This is a genomic window from Streptomyces sp. NPDC002835 (assembly GCF_053591995.1).
Genome location: NZ_JBSFUW010000005.1, coordinates 113907 through 135992 on the forward strand (window position 1 = coordinate 113907; position 22086 = coordinate 135992).

24 protein-coding genes and 2 pseudogenes are annotated in these 22086 nt (G+C 72.2%); 15 read left to right on the plus strand and 11 right to left on the minus strand.

The window, feature by feature from the left end:
* Window positions 1-110 precede the first annotated feature (110 nt).
* On the minus strand, window positions 111-494 hold the full coding sequence (locus ACWD01_RS07445; protein WP_451159058.1) for a gas vesicle protein GvpO: 384 nt from the start codon (window positions 492-494) through the stop codon (window positions 111-113).
* A gap of 177 nt (window positions 495-671) precedes the next feature.
* Between ACWD01_RS07445 and ACWD01_RS07450 the strand changes: the two genes are divergently transcribed.
* From ACWD01_RS07450 to ACWD01_RS07460, 3 genes are read left to right on the plus strand one after another with little or no spacing between them, the layout of a single operon-like run.
* Window positions 672-1457, plus strand: a complete 786-nt coding sequence (locus ACWD01_RS07450; protein ID WP_451159060.1) for a hypothetical protein — start codon at window positions 672-674, stop codon at window positions 1455-1457.
* A gap of 3 nt (window positions 1458-1460) precedes the next feature.
* Entirely contained in the window at window positions 1461-1934 is a 474-nt protein-coding gene (locus tag ACWD01_RS07455; protein WP_451159062.1) for a phage holin family protein, read from the plus strand.
* Window positions 1910-2626, plus strand: coding sequence for a DUF3618 domain-containing protein (locus tag ACWD01_RS07460; protein WP_451159064.1), 717 nt, complete (start codon window positions 1910-1912; stop codon window positions 2624-2626). Before ACWD01_RS07455 ends, ACWD01_RS07460 begins: the two co-directional genes overlap by 25 nt.
* Here ACWD01_RS07460 and ACWD01_RS07465 read toward each other — a convergent pair.
* A complete protein-coding gene (locus tag ACWD01_RS07465; RefSeq protein ID WP_451159066.1) occupies window positions 2575-3801 on the minus strand; it encodes a helix-turn-helix domain-containing protein in 1227 nt (408 codons plus the stop codon). The two genes, ACWD01_RS07460 and ACWD01_RS07465, sit on opposite strands and share 52 nt — an antisense overlap.
* A 197-nt stretch (window positions 3802-3998) precedes the next feature.
* On the opposite strand from ACWD01_RS07465, the gene ACWD01_RS07470 reads away from it, so the two are divergent.
* A complete protein-coding gene (locus tag ACWD01_RS07470) occupies window positions 3999-4598 on the plus strand; it encodes a hypothetical protein (RefSeq protein WP_451159068.1) in 600 nt (199 codons plus the stop codon).
* A 157-nt stretch (window positions 4599-4755) separates the two neighbouring features.
* Here ACWD01_RS07470 and ACWD01_RS07475 read toward each other — a convergent pair whose 3' ends face one another.
* Window positions 4756-4947 carry a DUF6381 family protein gene (locus tag ACWD01_RS07475; protein WP_451159070.1) on the minus strand — a complete coding sequence of 64 codons (192 nt, stop codon included), beginning with the start codon at window positions 4945-4947 and terminating at the stop codon, window positions 4756-4758.
* Between the two features lie 220 nt (window positions 4948-5167).
* Between ACWD01_RS07475 and ACWD01_RS07480 the strand changes: the two genes are divergently transcribed.
* Window positions 5168-5761, plus strand: a complete 594-nt coding sequence (locus ACWD01_RS07480) for a CAP domain-containing protein (RefSeq protein WP_451159072.1) — start codon at window positions 5168-5170, stop codon at window positions 5759-5761.
* A 22-nt stretch (window positions 5762-5783) separates the two neighbouring features.
* On the opposite strand, the gene ACWD01_RS07485 is transcribed toward ACWD01_RS07480, so the two are convergent.
* On the minus strand, window positions 5784-6299 hold the full coding sequence (locus ACWD01_RS07485; RefSeq protein ID WP_451159074.1) for a DinB family protein: 516 nt from the start codon (window positions 6297-6299) through the stop codon (window positions 5784-5786).
* 121 nt (window positions 6300-6420) lie between these two features.
* A pseudogene (locus ACWD01_RS07490) lies at window positions 6421-6549 on the minus strand (EamA family transporter); the annotation flags it as partial.
* 11 nt (window positions 6550-6560) lie between these two features.
* Between ACWD01_RS07490 and ACWD01_RS07495 the strand changes: the two are divergent.
* A pseudogene (locus ACWD01_RS07495) lies at window positions 6561-6776 on the plus strand (LysR family transcriptional regulator); the annotation flags it as partial.
* Window positions 6777-6864: 88 nt separating this feature from the next.
* On the opposite strand, the gene ACWD01_RS07500 reads toward ACWD01_RS07495, so the two are convergent.
* Together ACWD01_RS07500 and ACWD01_RS07505 are read right to left on the minus strand one after the other, a co-directional pair.
* Window positions 6865-10245, minus strand: coding sequence for a pyruvate carboxylase (locus ACWD01_RS07500; RefSeq protein ID WP_451159076.1), 3381 nt, complete (start codon window positions 10243-10245; stop codon window positions 6865-6867).
* 210 nt (window positions 10246-10455) lie between these two features.
* Window positions 10456-10926 carry a nuclear transport factor 2 family protein gene (locus ACWD01_RS07505; RefSeq protein WP_451159078.1) on the minus strand — a complete coding sequence of 157 codons (471 nt, stop codon included), beginning with the start codon at window positions 10924-10926 and terminating at the stop codon, window positions 10456-10458.
* A gap of 124 nt (window positions 10927-11050) precedes the next feature.
* Here ACWD01_RS07505 and ACWD01_RS07510 point away from each other — a divergent pair, with 124 nt between their 5' ends.
* Together ACWD01_RS07510 and ACWD01_RS07515 are read left to right on the plus strand one after the other, a co-directional pair.
* The gene (locus ACWD01_RS07510; protein ID WP_451159080.1) at window positions 11051-11620 is read left to right on the plus strand and encodes a PadR family transcriptional regulator; all 570 of its coding nucleotides are present in this window, start codon (window positions 11051-11053) and stop codon (window positions 11618-11620) included.
* On the plus strand, window positions 11607-12437 hold the full coding sequence (locus tag ACWD01_RS07515) for an SGNH/GDSL hydrolase family protein (RefSeq protein WP_451159082.1): 831 nt from the start codon (window positions 11607-11609) through the stop codon (window positions 12435-12437). Before ACWD01_RS07510 ends, ACWD01_RS07515 begins: the two co-directional genes overlap by 14 nt.
* Here ACWD01_RS07515 and ACWD01_RS07520 read toward each other — a convergent pair whose 3' ends face one another.
* Complete coding sequence (locus ACWD01_RS07520) at window positions 12438-13106, minus strand: phosphoribosyltransferase (RefSeq protein WP_451159084.1); 669 nt, start codon at window positions 13104-13106, stop codon at window positions 12438-12440.
* 91 nt (window positions 13107-13197) lie between these two features.
* A complete protein-coding gene (locus ACWD01_RS07525) occupies window positions 13198-13863 on the minus strand; it encodes a type III effector protein (RefSeq protein WP_451159086.1) in 666 nt (221 codons plus the stop codon).
* Between the two features lie 172 nt (window positions 13864-14035).
* On the opposite strand from ACWD01_RS07525, the gene ACWD01_RS07530 reads away from it, so the two are divergent.
* From ACWD01_RS07530 to ACWD01_RS07540, 3 genes are all read left to right on the plus strand, one after another.
* A complete protein-coding gene (locus ACWD01_RS07530) occupies window positions 14036-14470 on the plus strand; it encodes an Hsp20/alpha crystallin family protein (RefSeq protein WP_451159088.1) in 435 nt (144 codons plus the stop codon).
* Window positions 14471-14561: 91 nt separating this feature from the next.
* Window positions 14562-14981 carry a DUF2267 domain-containing protein gene (locus ACWD01_RS07535; RefSeq protein ID WP_451159090.1) on the plus strand — a complete coding sequence of 140 codons (420 nt, stop codon included), beginning with the start codon at window positions 14562-14564 and terminating at the stop codon, window positions 14979-14981.
* 234 nt (window positions 14982-15215) lie between these two features.
* Window positions 15216-15611 carry a DUF2267 domain-containing protein gene (locus ACWD01_RS07540; protein WP_451159395.1) on the plus strand — a complete coding sequence of 132 codons (396 nt, stop codon included), beginning with the start codon at window positions 15216-15218 and terminating at the stop codon, window positions 15609-15611.
* Between the two features lie 124 nt (window positions 15612-15735).
* Here ACWD01_RS07540 and ACWD01_RS07545 read toward each other — a convergent pair whose 3' ends face one another.
* Window positions 15736-16458: a hypothetical protein gene (locus ACWD01_RS07545; protein WP_451159092.1), complete on the minus strand. Its 723-nt coding sequence runs from the start codon at window positions 16456-16458 to the stop codon at window positions 15736-15738.
* Window positions 16459-16646: 188 nt separating this feature from the next.
* Between ACWD01_RS07545 and ACWD01_RS07550 the strand changes: the two genes are divergently transcribed.
* A complete protein-coding gene (locus tag ACWD01_RS07550) occupies window positions 16647-17150 on the plus strand; it encodes a DinB family protein (protein WP_451159094.1) in 504 nt (167 codons plus the stop codon).
* A 30-nt stretch (window positions 17151-17180) separates the two neighbouring features.
* Here the strand turns inward: ACWD01_RS07550 and ACWD01_RS07555 are convergent, their stop codons facing one another.
* Window positions 17181-18305 (minus strand): DUF4190 domain-containing protein, encoded by a 1125-nt coding sequence (locus ACWD01_RS07555; protein WP_451159397.1) that lies wholly within the window; start codon window positions 18303-18305, stop codon window positions 17181-17183.
* Window positions 18306-18860: 555 nt separating this feature from the next.
* Between ACWD01_RS07555 and ACWD01_RS07560 the strand changes: the two genes are divergently transcribed.
* The 3 genes from ACWD01_RS07560 (at window position 18861) to ACWD01_RS07570 (ending at window position 22061) form a co-directional block, all read left to right on the plus strand.
* A complete protein-coding gene (locus ACWD01_RS07560) occupies window positions 18861-20105 on the plus strand; it encodes a cation:proton antiporter (protein ID WP_451159096.1) in 1245 nt (414 codons plus the stop codon).
* Window positions 20106-20290: 185 nt separating this feature from the next.
* Entirely contained in the window at window positions 20291-21031 is a 741-nt protein-coding gene (locus tag ACWD01_RS07565; RefSeq protein WP_451159098.1) for an extracellular solute-binding protein, read from the plus strand.
* Between the two features lie 37 nt (window positions 21032-21068).
* Window positions 21069-22061: a carbohydrate ABC transporter permease gene (locus ACWD01_RS07570; protein ID WP_451159100.1), complete on the plus strand. Its 993-nt coding sequence runs from the start codon at window positions 21069-21071 to the stop codon at window positions 22059-22061.
* Window positions 22062-22086 lie beyond the last annotated feature (25 nt).

Consider the following 22086-nt stretch of genomic DNA (forward strand, 5'->3'; position numbering starts at 1 on the left):
GTGTCGTCGAGCGCTGCTTGTCGAACGGTGTGTTGTCGAGCGGTGTGTGCGGGGGCGCCGGCTGTCTCCTCGGCGCGCGCCGGTACGTGAGCCGGGCACAGTGGCCGGACTCAGGAGGAGGGGCGGTCCGCCCGTCCGCGTTCGTAACGCCGCGTCCGCCGGTAGGACGTCAGTTCGCCGTCGCTGTCGACCTCGACCTCGTAGGAGGCGAGGAGACTTGTCGTGTCGGGGACGCGGGCCAGCTCGAGCACTTCCACCACGAGCTGCCAGCCGTCCGGTGTTCGGGCGAACGACGACACACTTTCCGCGGCCATTCCCGTCAGCTCCGCGAGCTGCTCCCGGGCGGTGCGGAGCACGTCGACCGATCTGATACTCCGGCGCCGGCGCTGCGATGCGCCGTCGGTGTCGTGGGTGTTGTCGATGGTGTCGATGCCTTCGTCGGGTTCGTTGGGTTCGTTGGGTTCGTTGTGTCGGCTCTCTGCGGTACGTCCCATGGTTGCCTCAGGGCGCGGGTATCCGGAGCCGTCGCTCCCAAACCCCGACCGGTCACAGAGAGTATTTATTACTGTTCATCCTTAAACAGTTATTCGTCCCGATATGCACCAATGCAGTGCCGGACCAGGGGTACCCGCACGGAGACAAGATCGGCATCGTCTGACGCAGGAGGAGTCTTGAGTGACATCTACGGCCCCGACCGCAGGGACCAGAACAAGACCGCGGCAACAGCGAGCGCAGCGCAGGAGAAGGCGGCGCAGGGTACGGAGGTGGTCACGGAGCACGCCTCGAGCGTGGCAGGCACCGCCAAACAGCAGGCGGCGGGAGTGGCCGGCGAGGCCCGCTCCCAGGCCAGGGATCTGGCGGGCCAGGTAAGCGGTCAACTGCGCGACCAGGCACAGTCCCAGACCCACACGCTGGCGGCCAACCTCCAGCGGGTCTCCGACGACCTGAGGCAGATGAGCGACCACGCCCGGGAGGGATCCGCGGCGGCCAATGCCGTGCGCCAGGTGGCGGACGGCGGCGGCCGAGTGGCCTCCCGGCTCGAGGAGCGGGGGCCCGAAGGGCTGCTCAGCGACCTCGAGGGCTTCGCCAGGCGCCGGCCCGGCGTGTTCCTGGCGGGTGCCGCGCTGGCAGGCTTCGCCGTCGCCCGCGCCGGCAAGGGCGTCAGCGCCGCCGGCTCCGACGGCGGCGGCCGGAGCGATTCCGGATCGGAGCCGTACGGCGGCGACCGCCCGGCGCAGCGCCTCGCACCGGCCGGCACGGCCGCCGGCGACACCCGTTCCGAATCGTCCCGCGCCGGATTCGGACAGCCGGATCCCCAGGACACGTACGGACAGTCGCAGCCGCCGCACTACACCCCCGGCAGCACCCGCGGGGAGCCCGGGCCGGTGACGCCGCACACCCCGCCCGCGTACCCGCGCAGCCGGGACGACGGAATCCCGCCGGTACAAGGGAGTTGAGCCGTGGCCACCATCTATACGGACAAGGCGCCGCCAGCGACGGACCGCCGGACGCGGCCGGGCAGCCCGGTCGAACCGGAGTCCGTCCAGCCGTCCGCCGGCGAACCGACGGTCGGTGAACTGGTCGGCGAGATCAGCAAGGACGTGTCACGACTCGTCCAGGAAGAGATCCAGCTGGCCAAGGCGGAGATGAAGGAGGAGGCGACGAAGGCGGGCAAGGCCTCCGGCATGCTCGCCGGCGCGGGCTACGCGGGGCACCTCGTGCTCCTGCTGGGCAGTCTGACGGTCGTCTTCGCGCTCGCCAACGTCATGGACTGGGCCTGGGCGGCACTGATCGTGACCGCAGTCTGGGCCGTGGTGGGCACGGTGCTCTTCGTCCGCGGCCGCAAGCAGATGCGGAATGTGAACCTCAAACCCGAGCAGACCGTCGAAACCCTGAAGGAGGACGCCCGATGGGTACGCAACCCGACGAGCTGAGAAGCGAAGTGGAACACACCCGGGCACATCTGGCCCGCAATGTGGACCTCCTGGCCGACCGGGTGGCACCCCGCAGGATCGCCCGCCGGAAGGCCGATTCGGCCCAACAACGACTCAGGGGCATCAAGGAGCACATGATGGGCTCGGCCAAGGAAACCAGGAGCGGCATGTCCTCGACCGCGCACAGTGTCGCGGACACCGCGGGACAGGGCGCCGACGAGATGAGCGAGAAGGCGAAGGCCACAGCGGGCAGGGCGAAGGACACCGCGACCGGCAAGGCCAAGGACACCGCGGGCAGGGCCAGGGAGACCGCCGGCCAGCTCGGCAGCACCGCTCAGCAGGCGCCCGCCCGGATGAAGCAGCGCACCCAGGGCAGCCCGCTCGCCGCAGGCGTCATGGCCTTCGGCGCGGGCATGCTGGCAGCGGCGTTCCTGCCGTCGTCGAAGGCGGAGGAACGTGTCGGTGAGCAGCTGCGCGAGCACTCGGGCGAGCTCCTCGAACCGGTCAAGCAGACCGCCCAGGAAGTGCAGGAAGGGTTGCGGGGCCCGGCCAACGAGGCCGTGGAGGCTGTCAGGTCGGCGGCGCAGGACGCGGCGCGGACGACGAAGGACGAGACCCGCAGCGCCGGGCAGGACACGGCTCAGGACTTGCGCGCGGTGGGCAAGGACGAGACCCAGCGGCGCGAACCGTAGTCGTACGCGTACACGGGCCCGTCCCCCAGGGCGCTCGTACGGAACGGCCGGCCGTTGTCGTCGATCCGTACGGTGCCGGTCCTTCCGCCACTGGACCACCGCAGCTCCAGGTGCCAGTCGCAGTCGCACGTGACGGCACTGCCCGCGACCAGCAGCACCTCGGGGTCCGCGGCCGAGATCCGGTACGGGAAGGAGACGGCGGGGATCGGCTCACCGGCATCGTTGCCCGCCTTCGGGCGGGCAACGGGCCGTGGCGTGTCCAGGTTTACGTCGAACAGACGGGGCGTCAGCGACCCGCCGCATCCGTTGTCCATGCGGTACGCGGCGCGCTGCTCAGGGGCCCGCCGCTCGGTGACGCGTACATGGAGCGATTCGAGCACCACGGCCCGGCGGCCGTTGCCCTGCAGCGTGATCCGGACCTGGGTGTCCGCCCCGTGCACCGAACCCAGCGACCGGGCCCACCGCTCGGCGTCGGCCGCGGCCGGCGGCGCCGGGACACGAGCAGGGTCGCGGCGCACGAGGTAGATGTGGCCGCAGTTGTTCTGCCAGACGTGATCGTCGGTGACCCAGGTGAAGGGCGCCGCCTCCGCGGGCGGGGGCGGGGACGAGGGCGCGCCGGGCGTGCGCGGGGTGGTGAAGCCCCCGAAGTCGAGCAGCAGGGCGAGGGCGACGACGGCAGCGCCCAGGGCGGCGGCATACGCGGGGCGACGGCTGCGCCGTAACGGGGGCGGTGGTGGCGCGGTGACGGCGGTGTGCCCGGCCCGCTCAGCCTCCATCGGGCGGGAGCCTGCCGGATCGCCCCCGGCCGCGGCGGCTTCCGTCCCACCGGCGACGCCGTCCGCGAACGAGTCGCCCGCGTCTGTGTCCCCGGCGCCCGCGCCCGTCGTGCCCGCCCTCCCCCCGCGTTCCTGGCGCTCGTTCCGCTCCGCGTCGGCCAGGACCCACAGCCGGTGCAGGGCCACCAGTTCCTCGCCCCGGCACCCGCAGAGCCCGGCGAGGCGCTCGACGGGAGCGAACTCCGTCGGAAGCGTCCGCCCCGAGCAGTACCGGTGCAGCGTCGACGCGCCGACACCCGCCCGGCGCGCCAGCGAGCCGTACGTCCGTCCCGAAGCCTCCCGCAGCTCGCTCAGCCTCCGTGCGAACGCCTGCCCCGCCGTGTCCCTCGGCCCTTCCACCACTCCCGCTCCTCCCCGCCGCCCGTTTCAGGAAGCGTTTCACCCCACTCGACAAAGCCCACGTCAACGGGGGTGGAATGGTTCCACCGTCCCCCGACGGCCGTCGGTCCTTGCAACCGCCCCGTACGCGGCGCACGCTGGCGACCGATCAGCAAGGGAACCACCGGCAACGGACCGACCAGGGGGAAACACCTGCCATGAAGCACATCCGCACCGCCGCCGTGACGACCGCGGCCGTGGCCATGACCGTCGCGTCGCTCACGGCGACCTCGGCCACCGCCGCATCCGCCCCGGCGTTCCTCTCCGCGTCCGAACTGCCCGCGTCCTCGACTCCGTGGACCGCCGACCCGGTCCGGCCGGGCCCACCCGAGTACTCCATGTGCACGGAGGGGGTCGCTCCGCCGGCCAGGACCCGGCACCGCGAATTCAGGACCGAGCTGGACACCACCGCCCGCCAGACGACCACGGTCGCGCCCACCGTGGCCAAGGCCAGGGCCCTCGCCGCCCAGCTCCGCCGCTCGGTCGCGACCTGCCTGGAGCGGCTGGAGGCCCAGTATCCGGACATCGAGGGGGAGACGCTCCACCACGGCGTGATCGACGTCGAGGAGGGCGCCCACGTCTACAGCATCGACACGGCCCATCCCGAGGTCGGCGCGACGGACATCGCGCTCCTCGCGGTCGGCCGTGACGGCCGCACCGTGACCGTCGTCGAATGGGGCCGGCTGGGCGACCTCGACGGCGCTCCGCTGGCGGGCTTCAAGCAGACCGCCCGTACCGCCGTCGCCAAGCTCCACTGAACCCGGCTCCCGGACCGGTCGCACCGCCCCGGGTCCTGCCCCCGCACCACGGGGGTTGGGGCAGGACCCGGACCGGTGGTGCGGCACGACACGACGCTGCCCGGCCGGTCGGCACTCCCACGGGAGTGGCGACCGGCCGGGCAGCGTTTCCGGCCGGCTACTTCGACGGGTAGATGTCGCCGCCGCCCATGCTGCTCTCCTGCTCGCTCTGCGACTCCAGTCGCTGCGCCTTGTCCTGCAGCCGCTTGCGCTCCTGCGGGTCCGTGGCACGCTCCGCGGCCTGCTTCAACTCCTGCGCCTTCTCGCGCATCTGACGGGCACGGCCGCCGGACTCACCTGCAACGCTCATGATCATCGCTCCTTGCGGTAACTCGGAAGAGCGGGCCCGACCAGCGAACCAGCGACCGGCGGAAACCGCATCCCGTAGCGTCACTCACCGTGACCGCCGCGCGTCCGCACCGTCTCCGGCAGGTCGCCCGATGGGCCCAGCGACGGGCGCGCTGCGCCGGAGGGAACGGCTCGGTGTGACAATCTCGCCCCGCTGCGCTTTCTGCGGAAGGAGAGGGACCATGCGCCGCTTGACGTGGCTTCGGCCGTCCCGAGCCGCCCTGCTGCCGGTGTGCGGGGCGGCGGTGCTCGCCGCCGTGGTCACGGTGGCGTGGCCGGAGCCGGACGGGCCGCGGAAGACGGGCCCGGACGGCACCGCCGTCGCCGACCGGGGCCCCGCCGACACCGCGGACTCGCCGCCACCGGCCGCCGGGCGTGCCGTCAGGAACGACGCGGCGAGGATCGCCGACCTGGTGAACGCCGAACGCGTCAAGGCGGGTTGTGCCCGGCTGTCGGTGGACCCGAGGCTGGAGAAGGCGGCCCGCGCCCACGCCGACGACATGGCCGCCCGCGGCTACTACCGGCACACCGGCCCTGACGGCCGCGACGGCGGTGACCGGATGACAGCCGCCGGCTACGCCTGGAGCCGGTGGGCGGAGAACATCCACAAGGGCCCCACGGACCCCTCGGCCGTCGTCACCGGCTGGCTGCGCAGCCCCGCCCACCGCGACGCCGTCCTGGACTGCCGCTTCAAGGACGTGGGCATCGGCGTGAAGCACGGGCCCGGCGGCCCCTGGTGGGTCCAGGACCTGGGCTCGCGCCGAGGGGGTCGATAGCCGGGGGGATCAACAGCGGCGCTCAGTAGTAGCCCTTCTGCCCGTCGAGCAGCTCCCGCATCGTGTCCATGTGACCCGCGTGCCGGGACGTCTCCTCGACCATGTGGATCAGCATCCAGCGCAACGACGCGGCGCCGGAACGGAAGTCGGGATGCCGTCCGGCCTCGTCGAGCGAGTGCGCGGCGATGATCTCGTTCGAGACGGCACACTGCCGCGCGTACTCGTCGAGCAGCCGCGCGAGCGGAATGCCGTCGACCCGCATGTCCGCGTCCTCGGGCTCCTTGGTGAACTGCGGTCCTTCTGCCGGGCCGCCCAGGAAGAGGACCTCGAACCAGGTGTGCTCCACCCAGCGGAGATGGGACACCACACCGGCCATGGTCATCTGCGGCGACGACGGCAGCACGGAACGGTGGGCGTCCTCCTCGGACAGCCCTTCACACTTGTAGTGGACGATCGCGCGCTGCAGGTCCAGCCATCCGACGAGCTGGGTGCGCTCATCCGCGGTGAACGGCGGTCGTATGCGGGGTGGCAGCGTCATGGGCGCCGACGGTACCGGTCCGGGCGTCGTCGGCGCACCTCTTTTCCGGTCGCCCCGGGGAGGCGGCGACGACGCCGCCCGCGGCCTTCGCCCGGCCGGTGCCCGTCCCACGGGAGCGGTCGGCGGCGGTGCCCACGGCGACGGCGTTCGCGGTGACGATCACGGCGACCGCCGGCCACGACGCCGGGTCGAGGTGCTGGCCGAGCACGACCGTGCCGATCAGCGCCGCGAAGACCGGATTGACGCTCATTGAAGATGCACGTGGACGACTGGCTCGGCACCATCGCCACCGGCCGCTGCGTCGGTGTCCCCCCGCAGGCGACCGCCGCGCAGTACCGCCGCGACGGCATCACCTACCGGCCCCTGCGCGACGCCGGCCCCGTCCCCGTCCACCTCATCTGGCGCCGGCACGACCCCCATCCCGCGACCCACGCCGCCGTCGCCCTGCTCGCGGAGCTGTACGCCAAGAACGGCTGACGCGCGCGGCCCTGCGCGAGCGAGGGGCGTGCGGCGTCGTCACAACGACGCTGCACGCCCCTCGGTCAGTGGGCCCGGTCGCGCCGCCTCACGGCGCGATCTCGATCAGCAGGTCACCGGCCTCCACCTGCTGGACCTCGCCGATGGCGACCCGCCGCACCGTGCCGGCGCTCTGCGCCGTGATGGACGCCTCCATCTTCATCGCCTCGATGGTGGCCACGGTCTGACCCGCGCTCACCGACGCGCCCTCCGCGACCTGGAGGGTGACCACGCCCGCGAACGGCGCCGCCACGTGACGGTCGTTGCCGCGGTCCGCCTTCTCCGCCGCCTTCACCGTCGTCGCGACGGAGTTGTCGCGCACCGACACCGGGCGCATCTGGCCGTTCATCCGGGTCAGCACGGTGCGGAACCCGCGCTCGTCGGCCTCGGAGATGGCCTCCAGCTCGATGATCAGCGTCACGCCCGGCTCCAGGGTGACGGTGTGCTCGCTGTCCGGCTCGAGCCCGTAGAAGAAGTCCTTCGTCGACAGCACCGAGGTGTCGCCGTAGTGCTCCCGGTGGGACTCGAACGACTTCGCGGGGCCGGGGAACAGCAGCCGGTTGAGAGTGGAGCGCCGCTCGTCGCGCAGGCCCCGCAGGTCGTCCTCGGACAGCCGCGGCGGCTCGGCCTGGGGCGGCCGCGCCTCCAGCGCCCGGCTGCGGAACGGCTCCGGCCAGCCGCCGGGCGGGTCGCCCAGCTCGCCGCGGAGGAAGCCGATGACCGAGTCCGGTACGTCGAACTTCTCCGGCGACGACTCGAAGGCGTCCGCCGAGACACCGGCGCCCACCAGGTGCAGCGCGAGATCGCCCACGACCTTCGACGACGGCGTCACCTTCACCAGACGGCCCAGCATCCGGTCCGCCGCCGCGTAGTACTCCTCGACCAGTTCGAACCGGTCGCCCAGGCCGAGCGCGATGGCCTGCTGCCGCAGGTTCGACAACTGGCCGCCGGGGATCTCGTGGTGGTAGACACGGCCGGTCGGCGAGGCGAGCCCCGACTCGAACGGCCGGTACACCTTCCGCACCGCCTCCCAGTAGGGCTCCAGGTCGCCCACGGCCTGCAGGGACAGACCGGTCTCCCGCTCGGTGTGGTCGGTGGCCGCGACCAGCGCCGACAGCGACGGCTGGCTGGTCGTGCCCGCCATCGACGCCACCGCGGCGTCCACGGCGTCGACGCCGGCATCGATCGCCGCGATCAGGGTGGCGAGCTGGCCGCCCGCCGTGTCGTGCGTGTGCAGGTGCACGGGCAGGTCGAACCGCTCCCGGAGCGCCGTCACCAGCGTGCGCGCGGCGTGCGGACGCAGCAGGCCCGCCATGTCCTTGATGGCCAGGACATGGGCCCCGGCCTCCACGATCTGCTCGGCCAGCCGCAGGTAGTAGTCCAGCGTGTAGAGCTGCTCCGCCGGGTTCGACAGGTCGGCCGTGTAGCAGAGCGCGACCTCGGCCAGCGACGTCCCCGTGGCCCGTACGGCGTCGATCGCGGGACGCATCTGCGAGACGTCGTTCAGCGCGTCGAAGATCCGGAAGACGTCCATGCCGGTGGCTGCGGCCTCGGCCACGAACGCGTCGGTCACCTCCGTCGGATAGGGCGTGTAACCCACCGTGTTGCGGCCCCGCAGCAGCATCTGCGTGCAGACGTTGGGCACGGCCTCGCGCAGCGCGGCGAGCCGCTCCCACGGGTCCTCCGCGAGGAACCGCAGCGCCACGTCGTAGGTGGCGCCGCCCCAGCACTCGAGGCTGAGCAACTGCGGTGCGGTACGGGCCACATGGGGCGCCACGGCGAGCAGGTCCCGGGTGCGCACCCGGGTCGCCAGCAGCGACTGGTGGGCGTCGCGGAAGGTGGTGTCCGTGACGGCGACGGCGGTCTGGGCCCGCAGCTCCTCGGCGAACCGCTGGGGTCCGAGGGCGGCCAGCCGCTGCCGGGAACCGTCGGCCGGCGGTGCCGTGAGGTCGGTGGCGGGCAGCTTGTCCGCCGGCTCCACGACCGAAGGCCGCGGCCCGTGCGGACGGTTGACGGTCGTCTCCGCGAGGTGGCCGAGGATGCGGCTGCCGCGGTCGGCCGGCGGCCGGGTCCGCAGCAGGTGCGGCCGCTCGTCGATGAACGACGTGGTCACCCGGCCGGCCTGGAAGTCGGGGTCGTCCAGCACGGCGCCGAGGAACGGCAGGTTGGTCGCCACGCCCCGGATGCGGAACTCGGCGATGGCCCGCCGGGCCCGCCGGACGGCGTTCGTGTGGTCGTGCCCCTCGCAGGTCAGCTTGACCAGCAGGGAGTCGAAGTGGGCGGAGACCGACGCGCCGGTGTGCACCGTACCGCCGTCGAGCCGTACGCCGGGGCCGCCGGGGGAGCGGTAGGCCGCGATGGTCCCGGTGTCGGGCCGGAAGCCGTTGGTCGGGTCCTCGGTGGTGATCCGGCACTGCAGCGCCGCACCCGTCAGCGTGATGCTGTCCTGCGTCAGGTTCAGTTCGGGCAGCGTCATGCCGGAGGCGATACGCAGCTGCGCGATCACCAGGTCGCGTCCGGTGACCTGTTCGGTGACCGTGTGCTCGACCTGGATGCGCGGGTTCATCTCGATGAAGACGTGGTTGCCGCGCCCGTCGACGAGGAATTCCACCGTGCCGGCGTTGACGTAGCCGATGTGCCGGGCGAACGCGACGGCGTCGGCGCAGATGCGCTCCCGCAGCGCGGGATCGAGGTTGGGCGCCGGGGCGATCTCGACGACCTTCTGGTGACGCCGCTGCACCGAGCAGTCCCGCTCGTAGAGATGCACGACGTTGCCGTCGGCGTCGGCCAGGATCTGCACCTCGATGTGCCGGGCGTCGATCACGGCCTGCTCGAGGAACACCGTCGCGTCGCCGAAGGCGGAGCGCGCCTCGCGCATCGCGGCCTCCGCGGCCTCCCGCAGGTCGGCGGGCTGCTCGACCCGCCGCATCCCGCGGCCGCCGCCGCCCGCGACCGCCTTGACGAACACGGGGAAGCCGATGTCGTCGGCCGCGCGCACCAGTTCGTCCACGTCGTCCGTGGGAGCCGACGACTTCAGTACCGGGACGCCGGCCTCACGAGCGGCCGCCACCGCCCGGGCCTTGTTGCCGGTCAGGTGCAGTACCGACGCCGGCGGCCCCACGAAGGTGATGCCGGCCTCCTCGCACGCGGCGGCCAGCTGCGGGTTCTCGGACAGGAACCCGTAGCCGGGGTACACGGCGTCGGCTCCCGCACGGCGCGCGGCCTTCACGATCTCTTCCACGGAGAGGTACGCGCGCACCGGATGGCCGGGCTCGCCGATCCGGTACGCCTCGTCCGCCTTCGCCCTGTGCAGCGAGTTCCGGTCTTCGTGCGGGAACACGGCCACCGTCGAGACACCGAGCTCGAATGCCGCTCGGAAGGCCCGGATCGCGATCTCACCGCGGTTGGCGACCAGTAGTTTGCCGAACATCTCGCTCCGTCTCTGTGGTGGCCGCACGGATGCCCGGGCGACCGCTGTGTGACATGGGAACGCTCCGTTGCGCTCAGCGTAGGGCCCTGGCTACCAGGAACAATGCCCGGGCAGCCAGGGCGTGCGTCACTTTTCCTGAGATCGGTTCGATCACGGCGCCTTTCCCGAGAGCGGTTCGGTCACGGCGCCCGGTGCGGGCGGGCGCCGGTGTCAGCTCCCCGTCGCTCCGGCGGTGGGACGCGGTCCGTCCTGCGGCGCGCGCCCGTCCGGAACCAGACCCTCGGCGACGAGGCCGGCGAGGACCGCTTCGCCGAGGGCGTGCACGGCGGACTGGGGCCGGACCATCACCGTGAACTCCTTGATCAGCCCGGCGTCGTCGAACTGGAGCAGGTCCATGCCGTGGATCTGCCGGCCGTTCACGGTCGCGCGGAAGAGCAGGACCTCCGACGGCGACACGGTCCCGTCGGCGCCCGTCTCGGCCGTGCCGGTGCAGTGCCCGACGTAACGGAAGTCCTCGAAGGTACGCAGCAGCACCCCGAAGAGGCCCAGCACCATCGGTTTGCCCTCGAAGGGCGTGAACTTCACGGGGCTGTAGAGGCGGACGTCGTCGGTGAACAGGCCGTCCAGGGCGGCCGGGTCGCGGCTGTCGACGGCGGCGCGGAAGCGGTCCGCTGCGGTCACGGCATCTCCTTCGTAGTCCTACATCTGCGTAGTCATCGATATGACTAGTAAGATTCATGAGTATCATCCTCGGTGTGCCTGTGGACAGAGGCAGAGCGGACCGAGGCAGCGAGGAGGCGATGGGATGGCACTGCGCCACGCCGCGCTGGCGGCGCTGCTCGACGAGGAGTTGAGCGGCTACCAGTTGGCGAAGTCGTTCGACCTGGGGGTGGCCAACTTCTGGCACGCCCAGCCGCAGCAGCTCTACGCCGAACTGGCCCGGCTCGAGAAGGCCGGACTGGTCACCGGCCGGGAGGTGGTGCAGGACAACCGCCCCAACAAGCGCCTGTTCAAGGTCACCGACGCCGGTCTGGCCGAGCTGGAGCAGTTCACGGCCGCCGCCGCCAGACCCTCCTACATCCGCGAGGACCTGCTGGTGATGGTCCAGGCCGCCGACCACGTCGACACGGGGAACCTGATCGCGCAGCTCACCGAACGCGCGATCTTCGCCCGGGCGAAGATCGAGCTGTTCGAGCGGCTGCTGCACACGATGCGGGGCGAGCGCACCGAGGACGAATTCCTGCGCCACGGCAGGCCCGTCGGCCCCTATCTGACCTGTCTGCGCGGCCTCGCCTTCGAGGAGGGCAACCGCGACTGGTGCGAACGCGCGGCCCGGGTCCTGCGGGAGAGGCGGTCCGCCCATGACCGGCACTGAGCCGCGATTCCTGCGGTACGTGGCCCTCGGCGACAGCCAGACCGAGGGCATGGGCGACGGCGACGACACGACCGGCCTGCGCGGCTGGGCCGACCGGCTCGCCGAGCACCTCGCACCGCATAACCCCGGCCTGCGGTACGCCAACCTGGCCGTCCGCGGCCGCCTGGCCGGGCAGGTCCGCACCGAGCAGCTCGGCCCCGCGCTCGCCCTGGGCCCCGACCTGGCCACCGTGGTCGCCGGGGTCAACGACCTGCTGCGGCCGCGGTTCGACGCCGACGAGGCCGCAGGCCACCTGGAGGCCATGTTCGCCGCGCTCACCGCGCAGGGCGCCCTGGTCGCCACGCTGACCTTCCCCGACCTGGCGCGGATCACCCCGCTCGCCCGCCCGCTCGGCCCCCGCGTCACCGCTCTCAACGACCGCATACGGCAGGCCGCCCGGCGGCACGGGGTCGTCGTCGCCGAGACCGGCCACCATCCCGTCGTCACCGACCCCCGCCTGTGGAGCGCCGACCGGCTGCACGCAGGGCCCCTCGGCCATGAGCGGATCGCCGCCGCGGTCGCGCACGCCCTCGACCTGCCCGGCAGTGACCTCTCCTGGACGCACCCGCTGCCCCCGGCGGGGACCGCCGCCCCCACCGGACGGCACGCCGTCGCCGTCGAACTGCGCTGGGCCGCCGCGTTCCTCGGGCCGTGGCTTCGCCGGCGTGTGCGCGGTCGCTCGTCCGGCGACGGCCGCACCGCCAAGAGGCCGCACCTGCTGCCCGTGGGGACACCTGGCCACGCCCGCGGGGCCGCCTCGCCGACCGGGCACGCCTGACTAGCGGTCGCCGTCCTCGGGGGAGACGCCGGGCCGGCGCAGGGTCGAGATCACCTCGTTGTCGGAGACCTGGGCGAACTCCTCGTACCACTCACCGACGGACCAGAAGACGTCCGGCCGGTGCAGGCACACCAGGTCGTCGGCCTCCGCCCGCACCGCCGCTGCCGCGTCACGGGCGCACACGGGCACGGCCAGCACCAGATGGGCCGGGCCCTGCGCGCGCGGGTGACGCAGCGCGGCGCGTGCGGTGACCCCGGTGGCGAGCCCGTCGTCGACGACGATCACGCTGCGTCCCGCCACCGCCGGAGCGGGCCGGCCGTGGCGGTACACGTCTTCACGGCGGCGCAGTTCCGCCCGCTCGAGGGCGACGTCGTCGGCCAGGTCCGCCGCGGAGAGGTTCAGCATCCGGAGGGACTCGTCGTCGAAGAGCGGGGGCTCGTCTCCCGCGATCGCGCCGATCCCCGTCTCCGGGCTGCCGGGCGCGCCGATCTTGCGGACCACCACGATGTCCAGGGGAGCGCCGAGAGCACGGGCGACCTCGGCCGCCACCGGCACACCGCCGCGCGGCAGGGCCAGAACGAGGGGATCGATCAGGTCCCGGTGCGCGGCCCACTCGACGAGTCGGGCCGCCAACTGCCGGCCCGCGTGCCGGTGATCGAGGAAGCGCATCGGCTTCGCCTCCCTTCAGCGGTCCGCATGTCGACACCCGGTCGGGTCTCCGAGCCGGGGTGTCGCAAACGTCCGCCGGTGTGGGCCGGTGTTACGTGGTGGGGCGCTGCCGGTCGCCGCCGCGCCGGCGCAGCCGGTCGGTGTGGCGGGTGACGGAGTCGACGCGGGCGGCGAGGTCGGGGTGGCGCGTCTCAAGGTGGGGGTGGGCATCGATGAGGGGGCGGAGGAGGGCGGCGGGGTCGTTGTCGCCGAGCGCTTCGGCCAGGGGTGCGCGGGAGGTGGTGGGCAGGTCCGTGAGCGTGGTGATCTGGCCGGCGAGCTGGCGCAGGTCCGAGGCGTTGCTCCGGGCCCAGGCTGTGACCGTGCGGTCGGCGGCGCGGCGGTCCCTGGTGGCCTGCACGCGCTGTTCGCCGGTGGTGCCCGCGTCGCCGGGGCGCAGCCGCAGATAGCGGCGCTCTGCGGCCTGGCGGCTGGCCACGCCGAGGGGCGGGGCGAGCTCGGCCCAGCTGGCGCCCGCCTCGCGTGCCGCCTCGATGAGGCCCGGCTCCCACCCGGCCAGCTGGTCGCGCACCTGCCGCAGCAGGAGCAGCGCGGCCAGCGCCTGCCGGGAACTGGCCTGCTCCGGCGGCGGTTCCTGTCCGGGCCGCGGGGCCTGGGCGGCGCGCACGGCCTCGTCGATGGCCGTCAGCGCCGCCGCCGCGGCGAGGAACGAGGCGGGGGTCGGCCCGGGCTCGCGGGGCTGCTCGGCTGCGTTCACGGGAGTCCCTTCGCGGTACGTCGTCCTTCGATGCCGTCGTCTTCCTGATGACACCTTGCCCGTCATCCTTTAGGTGACGCTTCGGTTGTCATCGTTTGGATGACATGCTACAACGGAGTCAGGTGCAGCGCATTGGCAGTAACTGCCTGAACCGACTGGAGGTGTTTTCGCGATGTTGATGCGCACCGACCCCTTCCGCGAGATCGACCGCCTCACCCAGCAGCTCCTGGGGACCAGTGGCACGTGGTCGAGGCCCTCGGCGATGCCGATGGACGCCTACCGGGAGGGCGACGAATATGTGATCGCTCTCGACCTTCCCGGTGTCACGAGCGATGCGATCGACATCGACGTCGAACGCAACATGCTGACCGTCAAGGCCGAGCGCCGGCCGGTCACGAAGGCCGACGACGTCCAGATGGAACTGTCCGAACGGCCCCTGGGCGTGTTCTCCCGCCAGGTGATGCTGGCCGACACCCTGGACACGGAACACATCAAGGCCGACTACGAGTCGGGTGTCCTGACACTCCGGATCCCGATCGCCGAGCGTGCCAAGCCCCGCAAGATCACCATCGGCGGGGAGGCCGGCCGCAAGGAGATCAGCGGCTGACCGCGCCCGCCCGCGCCGTGGCGGAGGACGGGAACCGGTTCCCCCTCCCGTCCCGCCCTCCGCCCTCCGGCCGGGAGAGGAAGGGGCTTCGATGACGATGCGATGGGACGTGTTCCTCGAACAGGTGCAGGAACGCGGTGAGTACACCACACGCCAGGAGGCGGAACGGGCGGCACGCACCGTGCTCGCCCTGCTGGGCGCGCACCTGGTGGGCGACGTGCGGGCCCGGCTGGCCGCCCGGCTCCCGGAGACCTTCGCGCTGATCCTGCTCAACCCGCTGCAGGCCGCCGAACCGCTGTCACCCGAGCGGTTCGTCCGTGCCACCGCGGCATGGATCGACGGTGCCACCGAACAGACCGCGACGTGGGACGTCAGCGCCGTGCTGAGCGTGACCGCCGACGCCGCGGGCGAAGAGCTGACCCGCCGCATGCTGCTCCAACTGCCCCCGGGCTACGACCTCCTCTTCGGCCGCCCCGCACACGACGACCGGCCCGGTCCGGTCCGCGGGTGACCGATGTCCGGCCGGGTGCCGCGCGCCCGGCCGGCGGCGGCCCGGCACGCGTGACCGCCGACGAGTCCGGCACCCGTGACGAGAACGATCCACGACGACGAAACCCCGCGACGAGAACAACCCGCGACGACCAACACCCGCGACGACCAAGTCCGCGACGAGCAACACCGCGACGAGAAAGGCAGACATCCGACCATGCTCACCCAGCAGGGACCGACCCCGACGACGCCGGGCATGACGTTCGACCAGATGCTGGAACGAGTCCGCTACGAAGGCGCCTACCCGACGCGTGAGCGGGCCGAGGACACCGTTCGCGCCGTGCTGGCCGCACTCGGGCGTCAGATCACCGGGGACGAGCGCGTCGACCTGGCTGCCTGCCTCCCGCTCGAGGCCGCCCGCGCCTTCACCTCCCAGATCCCCGCCACGCAGCCACTCACCGGCTGGGGCTTCGTCAAGGACCTCGCCACCCGCATCGGCGGCACCCCGGCCACCGCGCGCTGGGACACCGGAGCCGTCCTCCACGTCGTCACGCAGCTCGCCGGCCCCCGCCTCATCGACCGTGTCCTGGCGCAACTGCCCGGCGGGTACGGCCTGCTGTTCGGCCGCGCCGAACTCACCCGGGCCGCCTGACCGGCCGGCCGGCCCCGCGCCGTCGGTGGAGCACCGCTGACCTGCCGCCGCACCTTCGGCCGAGCGACCACTCGGGCGAAGGTGCGGCGACAGGTGTACGGGCCGGCACGGGGCCGGCGGTGGTTCAGTTACGGGGCGCCTGGTACAGCCCGCGGCCGGCACGGTGTGCGCGGGACGTGGCGACGAGGCGGTCGAGGGTGCTGCGCACGGTGTTGATGCTGCCGGTGGAGTCGTCACGGCCCAGCGCCTGGGCGACGTCACGCGCACGCAGCGGTGTGTCGGCGTTGCGGGTCAGGACGGCGACCACCTGGTCGGTCAGCCCGGAGGCGTCCGCCAGGGCGGGGGCCGCGGTGTCCTGGCTCTTCGCCGGGGCCTTCTTCTTGTCCTGCGCGGGGGCAGCCTTCTTGGCCTGGGCCTGCTTCCCCGCCTTCTTGGCCTGCGGCTGCTTGGCCGCCGCCGTCTTCGCCGGGCGCTTGCCCGCCGCCTTCGCGGTGCGCGCCACCGGCTTGGCCTTCTGCTCTTCCTTCTGTTCGGCCGGCTCCTCGGGCGCGGGAGCCGCCACGGGTTCTTCCGCGGGCAGCGGCTCGGACACCGGCTCCTCCGCGACCGCCGGCGGCGAGTCGATCACGGTGGCAACGACGCTCTCCGCCTCACGGGGCGCCGGAATGGGAGTGGCGGACAGCGCCTGCAGCGCGGCGAGGGCGCCGCGCACCGACTCGAGTCGCTCGGTGACCGAGGCGAGTTCCTTCTCGAGCGTCTGCTGGTACTCCTCCAGCTGCGGCAACTCCGCCTGGAGCAGCGCGGTCGCCTCGGTGATGCTGCCTGCCGGGTTGGTCGAAGACGTCATGTTGATCTCCCGAATTGCGGGGCCGCACCCGCGGTTGGATGTGGTTGCTGTGATGCAACGGTACTGCCCTTGCGTTGTCATTGGTGCCGAAGACGGCGCGAGGAACCCCTCGACCACCTGCCGATGTCGGCCGAACCCCCTGCAACGAAGGGCTCCTCCCCGGCGAGGTGGGCGCGTAGGGTCGCGGTGTGACGCACACCGAACCGCGTGGCGATCTGCGCCCACCGAGTCTCAACACCGATGAGAAAACAACGCTGTTGGCCTTCCTGGACTACCTACGGGAGTCCGTCGCCGCCAAGGCTTCCGGCCTCTCGGAGACGGTGGCCCGCACCGCCGGAGTCCCGTCCGGAACCAGCATCCTCGGCCTGGTCAAACACTTGACCGCCGTGGAGTTCAACTGGTTCACCCACGCCTACGCCGGCACCGATGCCCCGCTGCGGGACGACGAGGCCCGGCCTGACGACGACGAGACCGTCGAAAGTCTGCTCGCCGCCTACCGGCGGGCGGTCGAGGAGTCCAACGCAATCATCGACGCCTGCGAGGACTTGGACGGACCGGGAGCCCGGTCGCTGCGTGAGACACCGCCACCGTCGATGCGTTGGGTCCTGGTACACATGATCGAGGAGACCGCCCGCCATGCCGGCCACGCCGACATCCTCCGCGAGCAGATCGACGGATCCGTCGGACGGTGACGCCGCTCAGGCACCACCGCCCGGGCCCGGTCAGACCTTCGCGCCACCGGCGAGACCCGCCTGCACCGGCTGCGACGGCAGCCCGAGTGCGGTCCGGATACGCACCTCCTGCTCCCTGCCCGCGGTCTTCTCCACCTCACGAGCGTGCCGGCCGAACGCCTCGGCGTTCTCGGCGCGCGAGGCCCGCTCCCAGTGCACGGAGCCTGCGGCCAGCCGAGCGGCGAGTTCCGACGCGACCGCGCCCACCTCCGGCGGCAGGCCGGCCTCCCGCAACCGCGACGCGGTCGCCTCCTGGGCCTCCGCCATCCGGCCCGCCCACTCCCGCGCCGTGGCCAGGTCCTCGGCAGGGCTCTTCCGCGGAGCGTCCAGCAGTACGAGATGGCGGGGCTTCTGCGCGGTCAGATAGGCGACCTGATCCGGAGTGAGAGCGGAGCCGTCGTTGCGGAGCGAGGCCGTGAGGCTGCCCTGTGGCCGGCCCGCCCAGCACAACACCGAACGGACGCCGCGGTCCCACCCGGACCGGTCGGGCTGGTAGAAGAACGTCTGGAGGCGCCCGTACTCGTAAGGGTCCATCGCATAGTCGAGCAGCAGACCCGCGCACCGCTCCCGCGAGGTGGCCGACATCTCCGTGAATCCCGGGTACCCCTCGCGGTCCGGCAGCCGGAACGACCCGAACGCCTCGGCGACGTGGGGTTCGTCGCACCGCTTGCGCGTCGCGCTGACGTCGCTCAGCGACTCGCGGTCCTGCCGCAGCAGCCCCGATCCCGGGTCGAAGCAGTCGCCCACCGTCAGGTCGAAGACGGTCATGGGCCGGCCCGCGACGGTTGGACGGCTGCCGTCCCAGTCGCCGGTGCTGCCGGCCCATACGGAGAAATGGACCAACCCCGAGGCCATGACACCGGCCGCCAGGACGACCACGCCCGAGACGGTGACTCCCGCTGTCGCGAAACCCTGGCCGCGCCGGTTCCGCCGGCGCATCCGCACCAGGGCGGCGATGCCGAGAACGAGGGCCAGCGGCGCGGGCACCACCAGCAGCGCCAGCACGAAGGACGCCAGCGCGAGTCGGCTCAGCGGGGGAGGGGGCGGCGGCGGGGGCACGGGCACGGTGTCACCCGCGCCGAACGGGTCATACGGGTGTCGGTACGGGGGCGGCATGGTCACGAGCAAGTCCCTTTCCGTCGGCGCCCCTGGCCGGGGCCGCTTGCGAAGCGACAGAAGGGGCGCCCTGACCGGACCTGACCGCGCACCGGCCCCCGGACACGGAGCACCGGCCCCGGACACGGAGCACCGGCCGCGGCACGGAACGCCGGTCGCACCGCCGAGCCGCCGGCCCGCCTGTCTGCGGGGCCCACAGTGGCACACGGCGCACACCGGAGACATTGCACGATCCCGGAAGCCTTTACGCCCCGTTGATGCCGAGCCGCCCGCTCTGGCCCCGCCTTGCCGGCACCGGACGCCGATTCTCCGCAGGGCGTCCCGGGCAGGGCGCCTGCCCGGGTGGCAACAGCCCACGATGGACAGGACGCTGGGGAGCGTCGTAGGTTCGTCCGCGCCGGTTGCCGAGTCCCGGCAAGCAGGACCACCAGATGACGGCGGCATCCGGGGCTCCCCGCGACGGTGTGGGGTCCATGTAGAGTCAGCCGCGGAGTGCCGGGAAGTCTGGTCGGCGAACATGGGACAGATGTCTTAGCTGATCGGGGGATTCTCGTCATGGTGCTCGTAGCTGTCTTCGGAGTGGCGCTGCTCATCGCCGTACTCCTGTCCGGGCTCGCGGCCCGCACGATCCTCTCCACCTCTTTCCTCTTCCTCGTCGGCGGGGCGCTCGTCAGCGACGGCTTCTTCGGCCTGATCCACATCACGGCCGACAGCGCCATCGTCTCGGTCACGGCGGACCTCGCCCTGTTCGCGGTGCTGTTCACCGATGGAATGCACGTCTCATTCCCCAAGCTGCGCGCCAACTGGAAGCACCCGGCGCGTGCGTTGGGGCTGGGCATGCCGCTCGCCCTGGTCGGCGTGGCGCTGATCACGCACTTCCTGGTGGGTCTCGACTGGACGACGTCCTTCCTCGTCGGCGCAGTGCTGGCCCCCACCGACCCGGTGTTCGCCTCCGCGATCATCGGCCGCAAGGAAGTGCCCTCGAGGCTGCGTCAGTTGCTGAACGTGGAGAGCGGCATCAATGACGGGCTCGCACTGCCCATCGTCCTGATCCTCATCGCCGCCGCCGGCCCCACCGCGGGGCACGCCGAGTCGTCGCTCGGCATGATCGGCCTCGAGCTCGGTCTCGGCCTCGCCTTCGGCATCGTCCTGCCGCTGCTCGTCGTCGGACTTCTGCGGTTCAAGCTGCTCGGCGCGGAGCCCAAGCTCCAGCCGCTGCTGCTGCTGGCCATCGGCGTCATCCTGTACGGGCTGTGCCACCTCACGCACGCGAACCCCTACCTCGCGGCGTTCTCGGCGGGAGCCGTCCTCACGGCAGCCGCGCCGACCGAGGCGAAGTCCGCGTTCGAACCGCTCGGCGAGCAGCTCGCGGAACTCGCCAAGTTCGCGGCCCTCCTGGTCTTCGGCGCCCTGCTGACCCCGCAGCTCTTCGGCGACCTCTCCGTCGGCGGCTACGTCGTGGTGTTCCTGGCGATCGTCCTGATCCGGCCCGCGTCCATGCTGGTCTCGCTGCTCGGGACACGGTTCGACCGCCGGGAGCGGCTCGTCGCCGCCTGGTTCGGCCCCAAGGGCTTCGCCTCGGTCGTCTACGGACTTCTCGTGCTCCAGGCCGGTATCCCGCAGGGCGAGGAGGCGTACACCCTGATCGCCGTCTGCATCGCGGCCTCGATCATCGCCCACAGCAGCACCGACGTCCCGATCGCCCGCCTCTTCCACGTCGAGGACGTCGCGGGAATCCCCGGCGAGAAGGACGAGACCGCGGAGCGCGCCGACAGTGGGGCCGAGTCGAAGCGGTCCTGACACACCCGTCTGCCCGACCCGGCTCCGGCCTCCGGAGCCGGGCCCACGGCAACGGGCCGGGGACAACCCGGTCCGCCGCCGGGGCCCCGAGACGAACGGCCCCGACCGGCCCGGCCGTTCCACCGAGAGTGCCCGGCGCCAGACGAGCGGTCGGCCGCGACGGAACCGGACGGGCGGCCGGTGCAGTGGAGGTTCGCCGCCGGCGGCCCGTGCCGGTCGCCGCCGGTGCGCCGGTTCTGCCTGGTCAGAACTGGTACACCCTCGCCGGCTTCATCTGGGAGGAGGGCGGAGAACTCGCCGAGAAGGACGGTGACCGGTGGAAGGGCTCGCTCGACAGCCCGGAAGCCCTCCGCGGCATGGACTTCTACCAGCGGCTCCAGGCACTGGGCAAGGGCCCCAAGGATTCCGACGAGGCCAAGCCGCCGCAGGCGGACGTATTCGCCAAGGGGGACGTCGCCCAGATCATCGCCGTTCCCGGCGGCGCCAGGATCGTGGAACAGGCCAATCCGGCCCTCGCGGGCAAGCTCGGCTTCTTCCCGATCCCCGGCGCCACGGCGGGCACCCCCGGAGCCACCTTCACCGGCGGTTCCGATCTGATCATTCCCGTCGCCTCCGCCCCCCCGGACGCGGCCTACCAAGTGGTCAAGTCGCTCGCCGGGGAGAAGTGGCAGCGGGACCTGGCCAGGACCATGAGCTATGTGCCCAACCGGACGTCGCTGGCCGACGCCCTGGCGGACGACGAGGGCACCGCCGCCATGGCCGCGGCGGCCGCGCAAGGGCGTGCGACGCCCAACTCCCCGCAGTGGGCCGCCGTCGAGGCCACCAACCCGATCAAGGAGTACATGACCGCGGTGCTGACCGGAAGCGACCGGAAGCAGGCCGCGAAGGACGCCTCCGACGCCATCAGCAAGACGCTCAACTCATGAGCCGGGCCCGGCCGGGACGGGAGCCGGGGACGAGAGCATGACGCACCCCGCCACCCGCCCCGGCACGGCGGCCGGCCCGGTCGCGACAGCGACGACCCCCGCCTCCGCGCCGGCCCCTCAGCTGGCCGGACGCCGACGTTCCGTTGCCGGCGCTCTGTGGCCCTATCTGCTCATCGCACCCGCGGTCGTCGGCTTCGTCCTCCTGCTGGCCTACCCCCTTGTCCGCAATCTGCTGATCTCCCTCCAGCACTACGGGATGGCCGAACTGATCCGGGGAGGCGCGGGCTTCGCCGGTCTGGAGAACTACCGGGAGATCCTGCGCGACAGCGAATTCTGGCAGGTCACCCGGCGCACGCTGTGGTGGACCGCGATCAACGTCGTACTCATCATGGTGATCGGCACCGCCGTCGCGCTGATGCTCCAGCGGCTGGGCAGGCGGATGCGGACCCTGGTCCTGAGCGGCCTGGTGCTCGCCTGGGCCAGCCCCGTCATCGCCACGACCACCGTGTTCCAGTGGCTTTTCTCGTCCCGGCTGGGAGTGGTCAACTGGCTGCTGGTGAGGCTGGGGTTCGACTCCTTCCAGGACTACTCCTGGCTGGCGCACGGGCCGGCGGCCTTCACCGTACTGGTCCTGCTCGTCGTATGGCAGTCGGTGCCGTTCGTCGCCATCACCCTGCACTCCGCGCTGACCACGATTCCCACCGAACTCTTCGAATCGGCCCGGATCGACGGCGCCGGCGGCTGGCGCATCTTCCGCTCGATCACCCTGCCTCTCCTCAGACCGATCTTCGGACTCGTCCTGAGCCTCGAAGTCATCTGGGTCTTCCGGTGCTTCGCCCAGATCTGGGCCGTCACCAGGGGCGGGCCCGGCGGAGCGACCACCACCCTGCCGGTCTACTCCTACCAGGTGGCCCGGTCACTGCACCGCTACGACCTCGGAGCCGCCGCGGCGACCGTCACCGTACTCATCCTGATCACCGTGCTGATCTGGTACTTCCGTCAGATGTTCCGGCAGGAGGCCGAACTGTGAGCCCCGTCCCTGCATCCACGTCCGG

Excerpts from the sequence above, each read along its gene's own strand:
- ACWD01_RS07445 (WP_451159058.1), bottom strand. The coding sequence starts at position 494 with ATGGGACGTACCGCAGAGAGCCGACACAACGAACCCAACGAACCCAAC.
- ACWD01_RS07460 (WP_451159064.1), top strand. The coding sequence starts at position 1,910 with ATGGGTACGCAACCCGACGAGCTGAGAAGCGAAGTGGAACACACCCGG.
- ACWD01_RS07470 (WP_451159068.1), top strand. The coding sequence starts at position 3,999 with ATGAAGCACATCCGCACCGCCGCCGTGACGACCGCGGCCGTGGCCATG.
- ACWD01_RS07475 (WP_451159070.1), bottom strand. The coding sequence starts at position 4,947 with ATGAGCGTTGCAGGTGAGTCCGGCGGCCGTGCCCGTCAGATGCGCGAG.
- ACWD01_RS07480 (WP_451159072.1), top strand. The coding sequence starts at position 5,168 with ATGCGCCGCTTGACGTGGCTTCGGCCGTCCCGAGCCGCCCTGCTGCCG.
- ACWD01_RS07485 (WP_451159074.1), bottom strand. The coding sequence starts at position 6,299 with ATGACGCTGCCACCCCGCATACGACCGCCGTTCACCGCGGATGAGCGC.
- ACWD01_RS07500 (WP_451159076.1), bottom strand. The coding sequence starts at position 10,245 with ATGTTCGGCAAACTACTGGTCGCCAACCGCGGTGAGATCGCGATCCGG.
- ACWD01_RS07510 (WP_451159080.1), top strand. The coding sequence starts at position 11,051 with ATGGCACTGCGCCACGCCGCGCTGGCGGCGCTGCTCGACGAGGAGTTG.
- ACWD01_RS07515 (WP_451159082.1), top strand. The coding sequence starts at position 11,607 with ATGACCGGCACTGAGCCGCGATTCCTGCGGTACGTGGCCCTCGGCGAC.
- ACWD01_RS07520 (WP_451159084.1), bottom strand. The coding sequence starts at position 13,106 with ATGCGCTTCCTCGATCACCGGCACGCGGGCCGGCAGTTGGCGGCCCGA.
- ACWD01_RS07530 (WP_451159088.1), top strand. The coding sequence starts at position 14,036 with ATGTTGATGCGCACCGACCCCTTCCGCGAGATCGACCGCCTCACCCAG.
- ACWD01_RS07535 (WP_451159090.1), top strand. The coding sequence starts at position 14,562 with ATGACGATGCGATGGGACGTGTTCCTCGAACAGGTGCAGGAACGCGGT.
- ACWD01_RS07540 (WP_451159395.1), top strand. The coding sequence starts at position 15,216 with ATGACGTTCGACCAGATGCTGGAACGAGTCCGCTACGAAGGCGCCTAC.
- ACWD01_RS07545 (WP_451159092.1), bottom strand. The coding sequence starts at position 16,458 with ATGACGTCTTCGACCAACCCGGCAGGCAGCATCACCGAGGCGACCGCG.
- ACWD01_RS07555 (WP_451159397.1), bottom strand. The coding sequence starts at position 18,305 with ATGCCGCCCCCGTACCGACACCCGTATGACCCGTTCGGCGCGGGTGAC.
- ACWD01_RS07560 (WP_451159096.1), top strand. The coding sequence starts at position 18,861 with ATGGTGCTCGTAGCTGTCTTCGGAGTGGCGCTGCTCATCGCCGTACTC.
- ACWD01_RS07570 (WP_451159100.1), top strand. The coding sequence starts at position 21,069 with ATGACGCACCCCGCCACCCGCCCCGGCACGGCGGCCGGCCCGGTCGCG.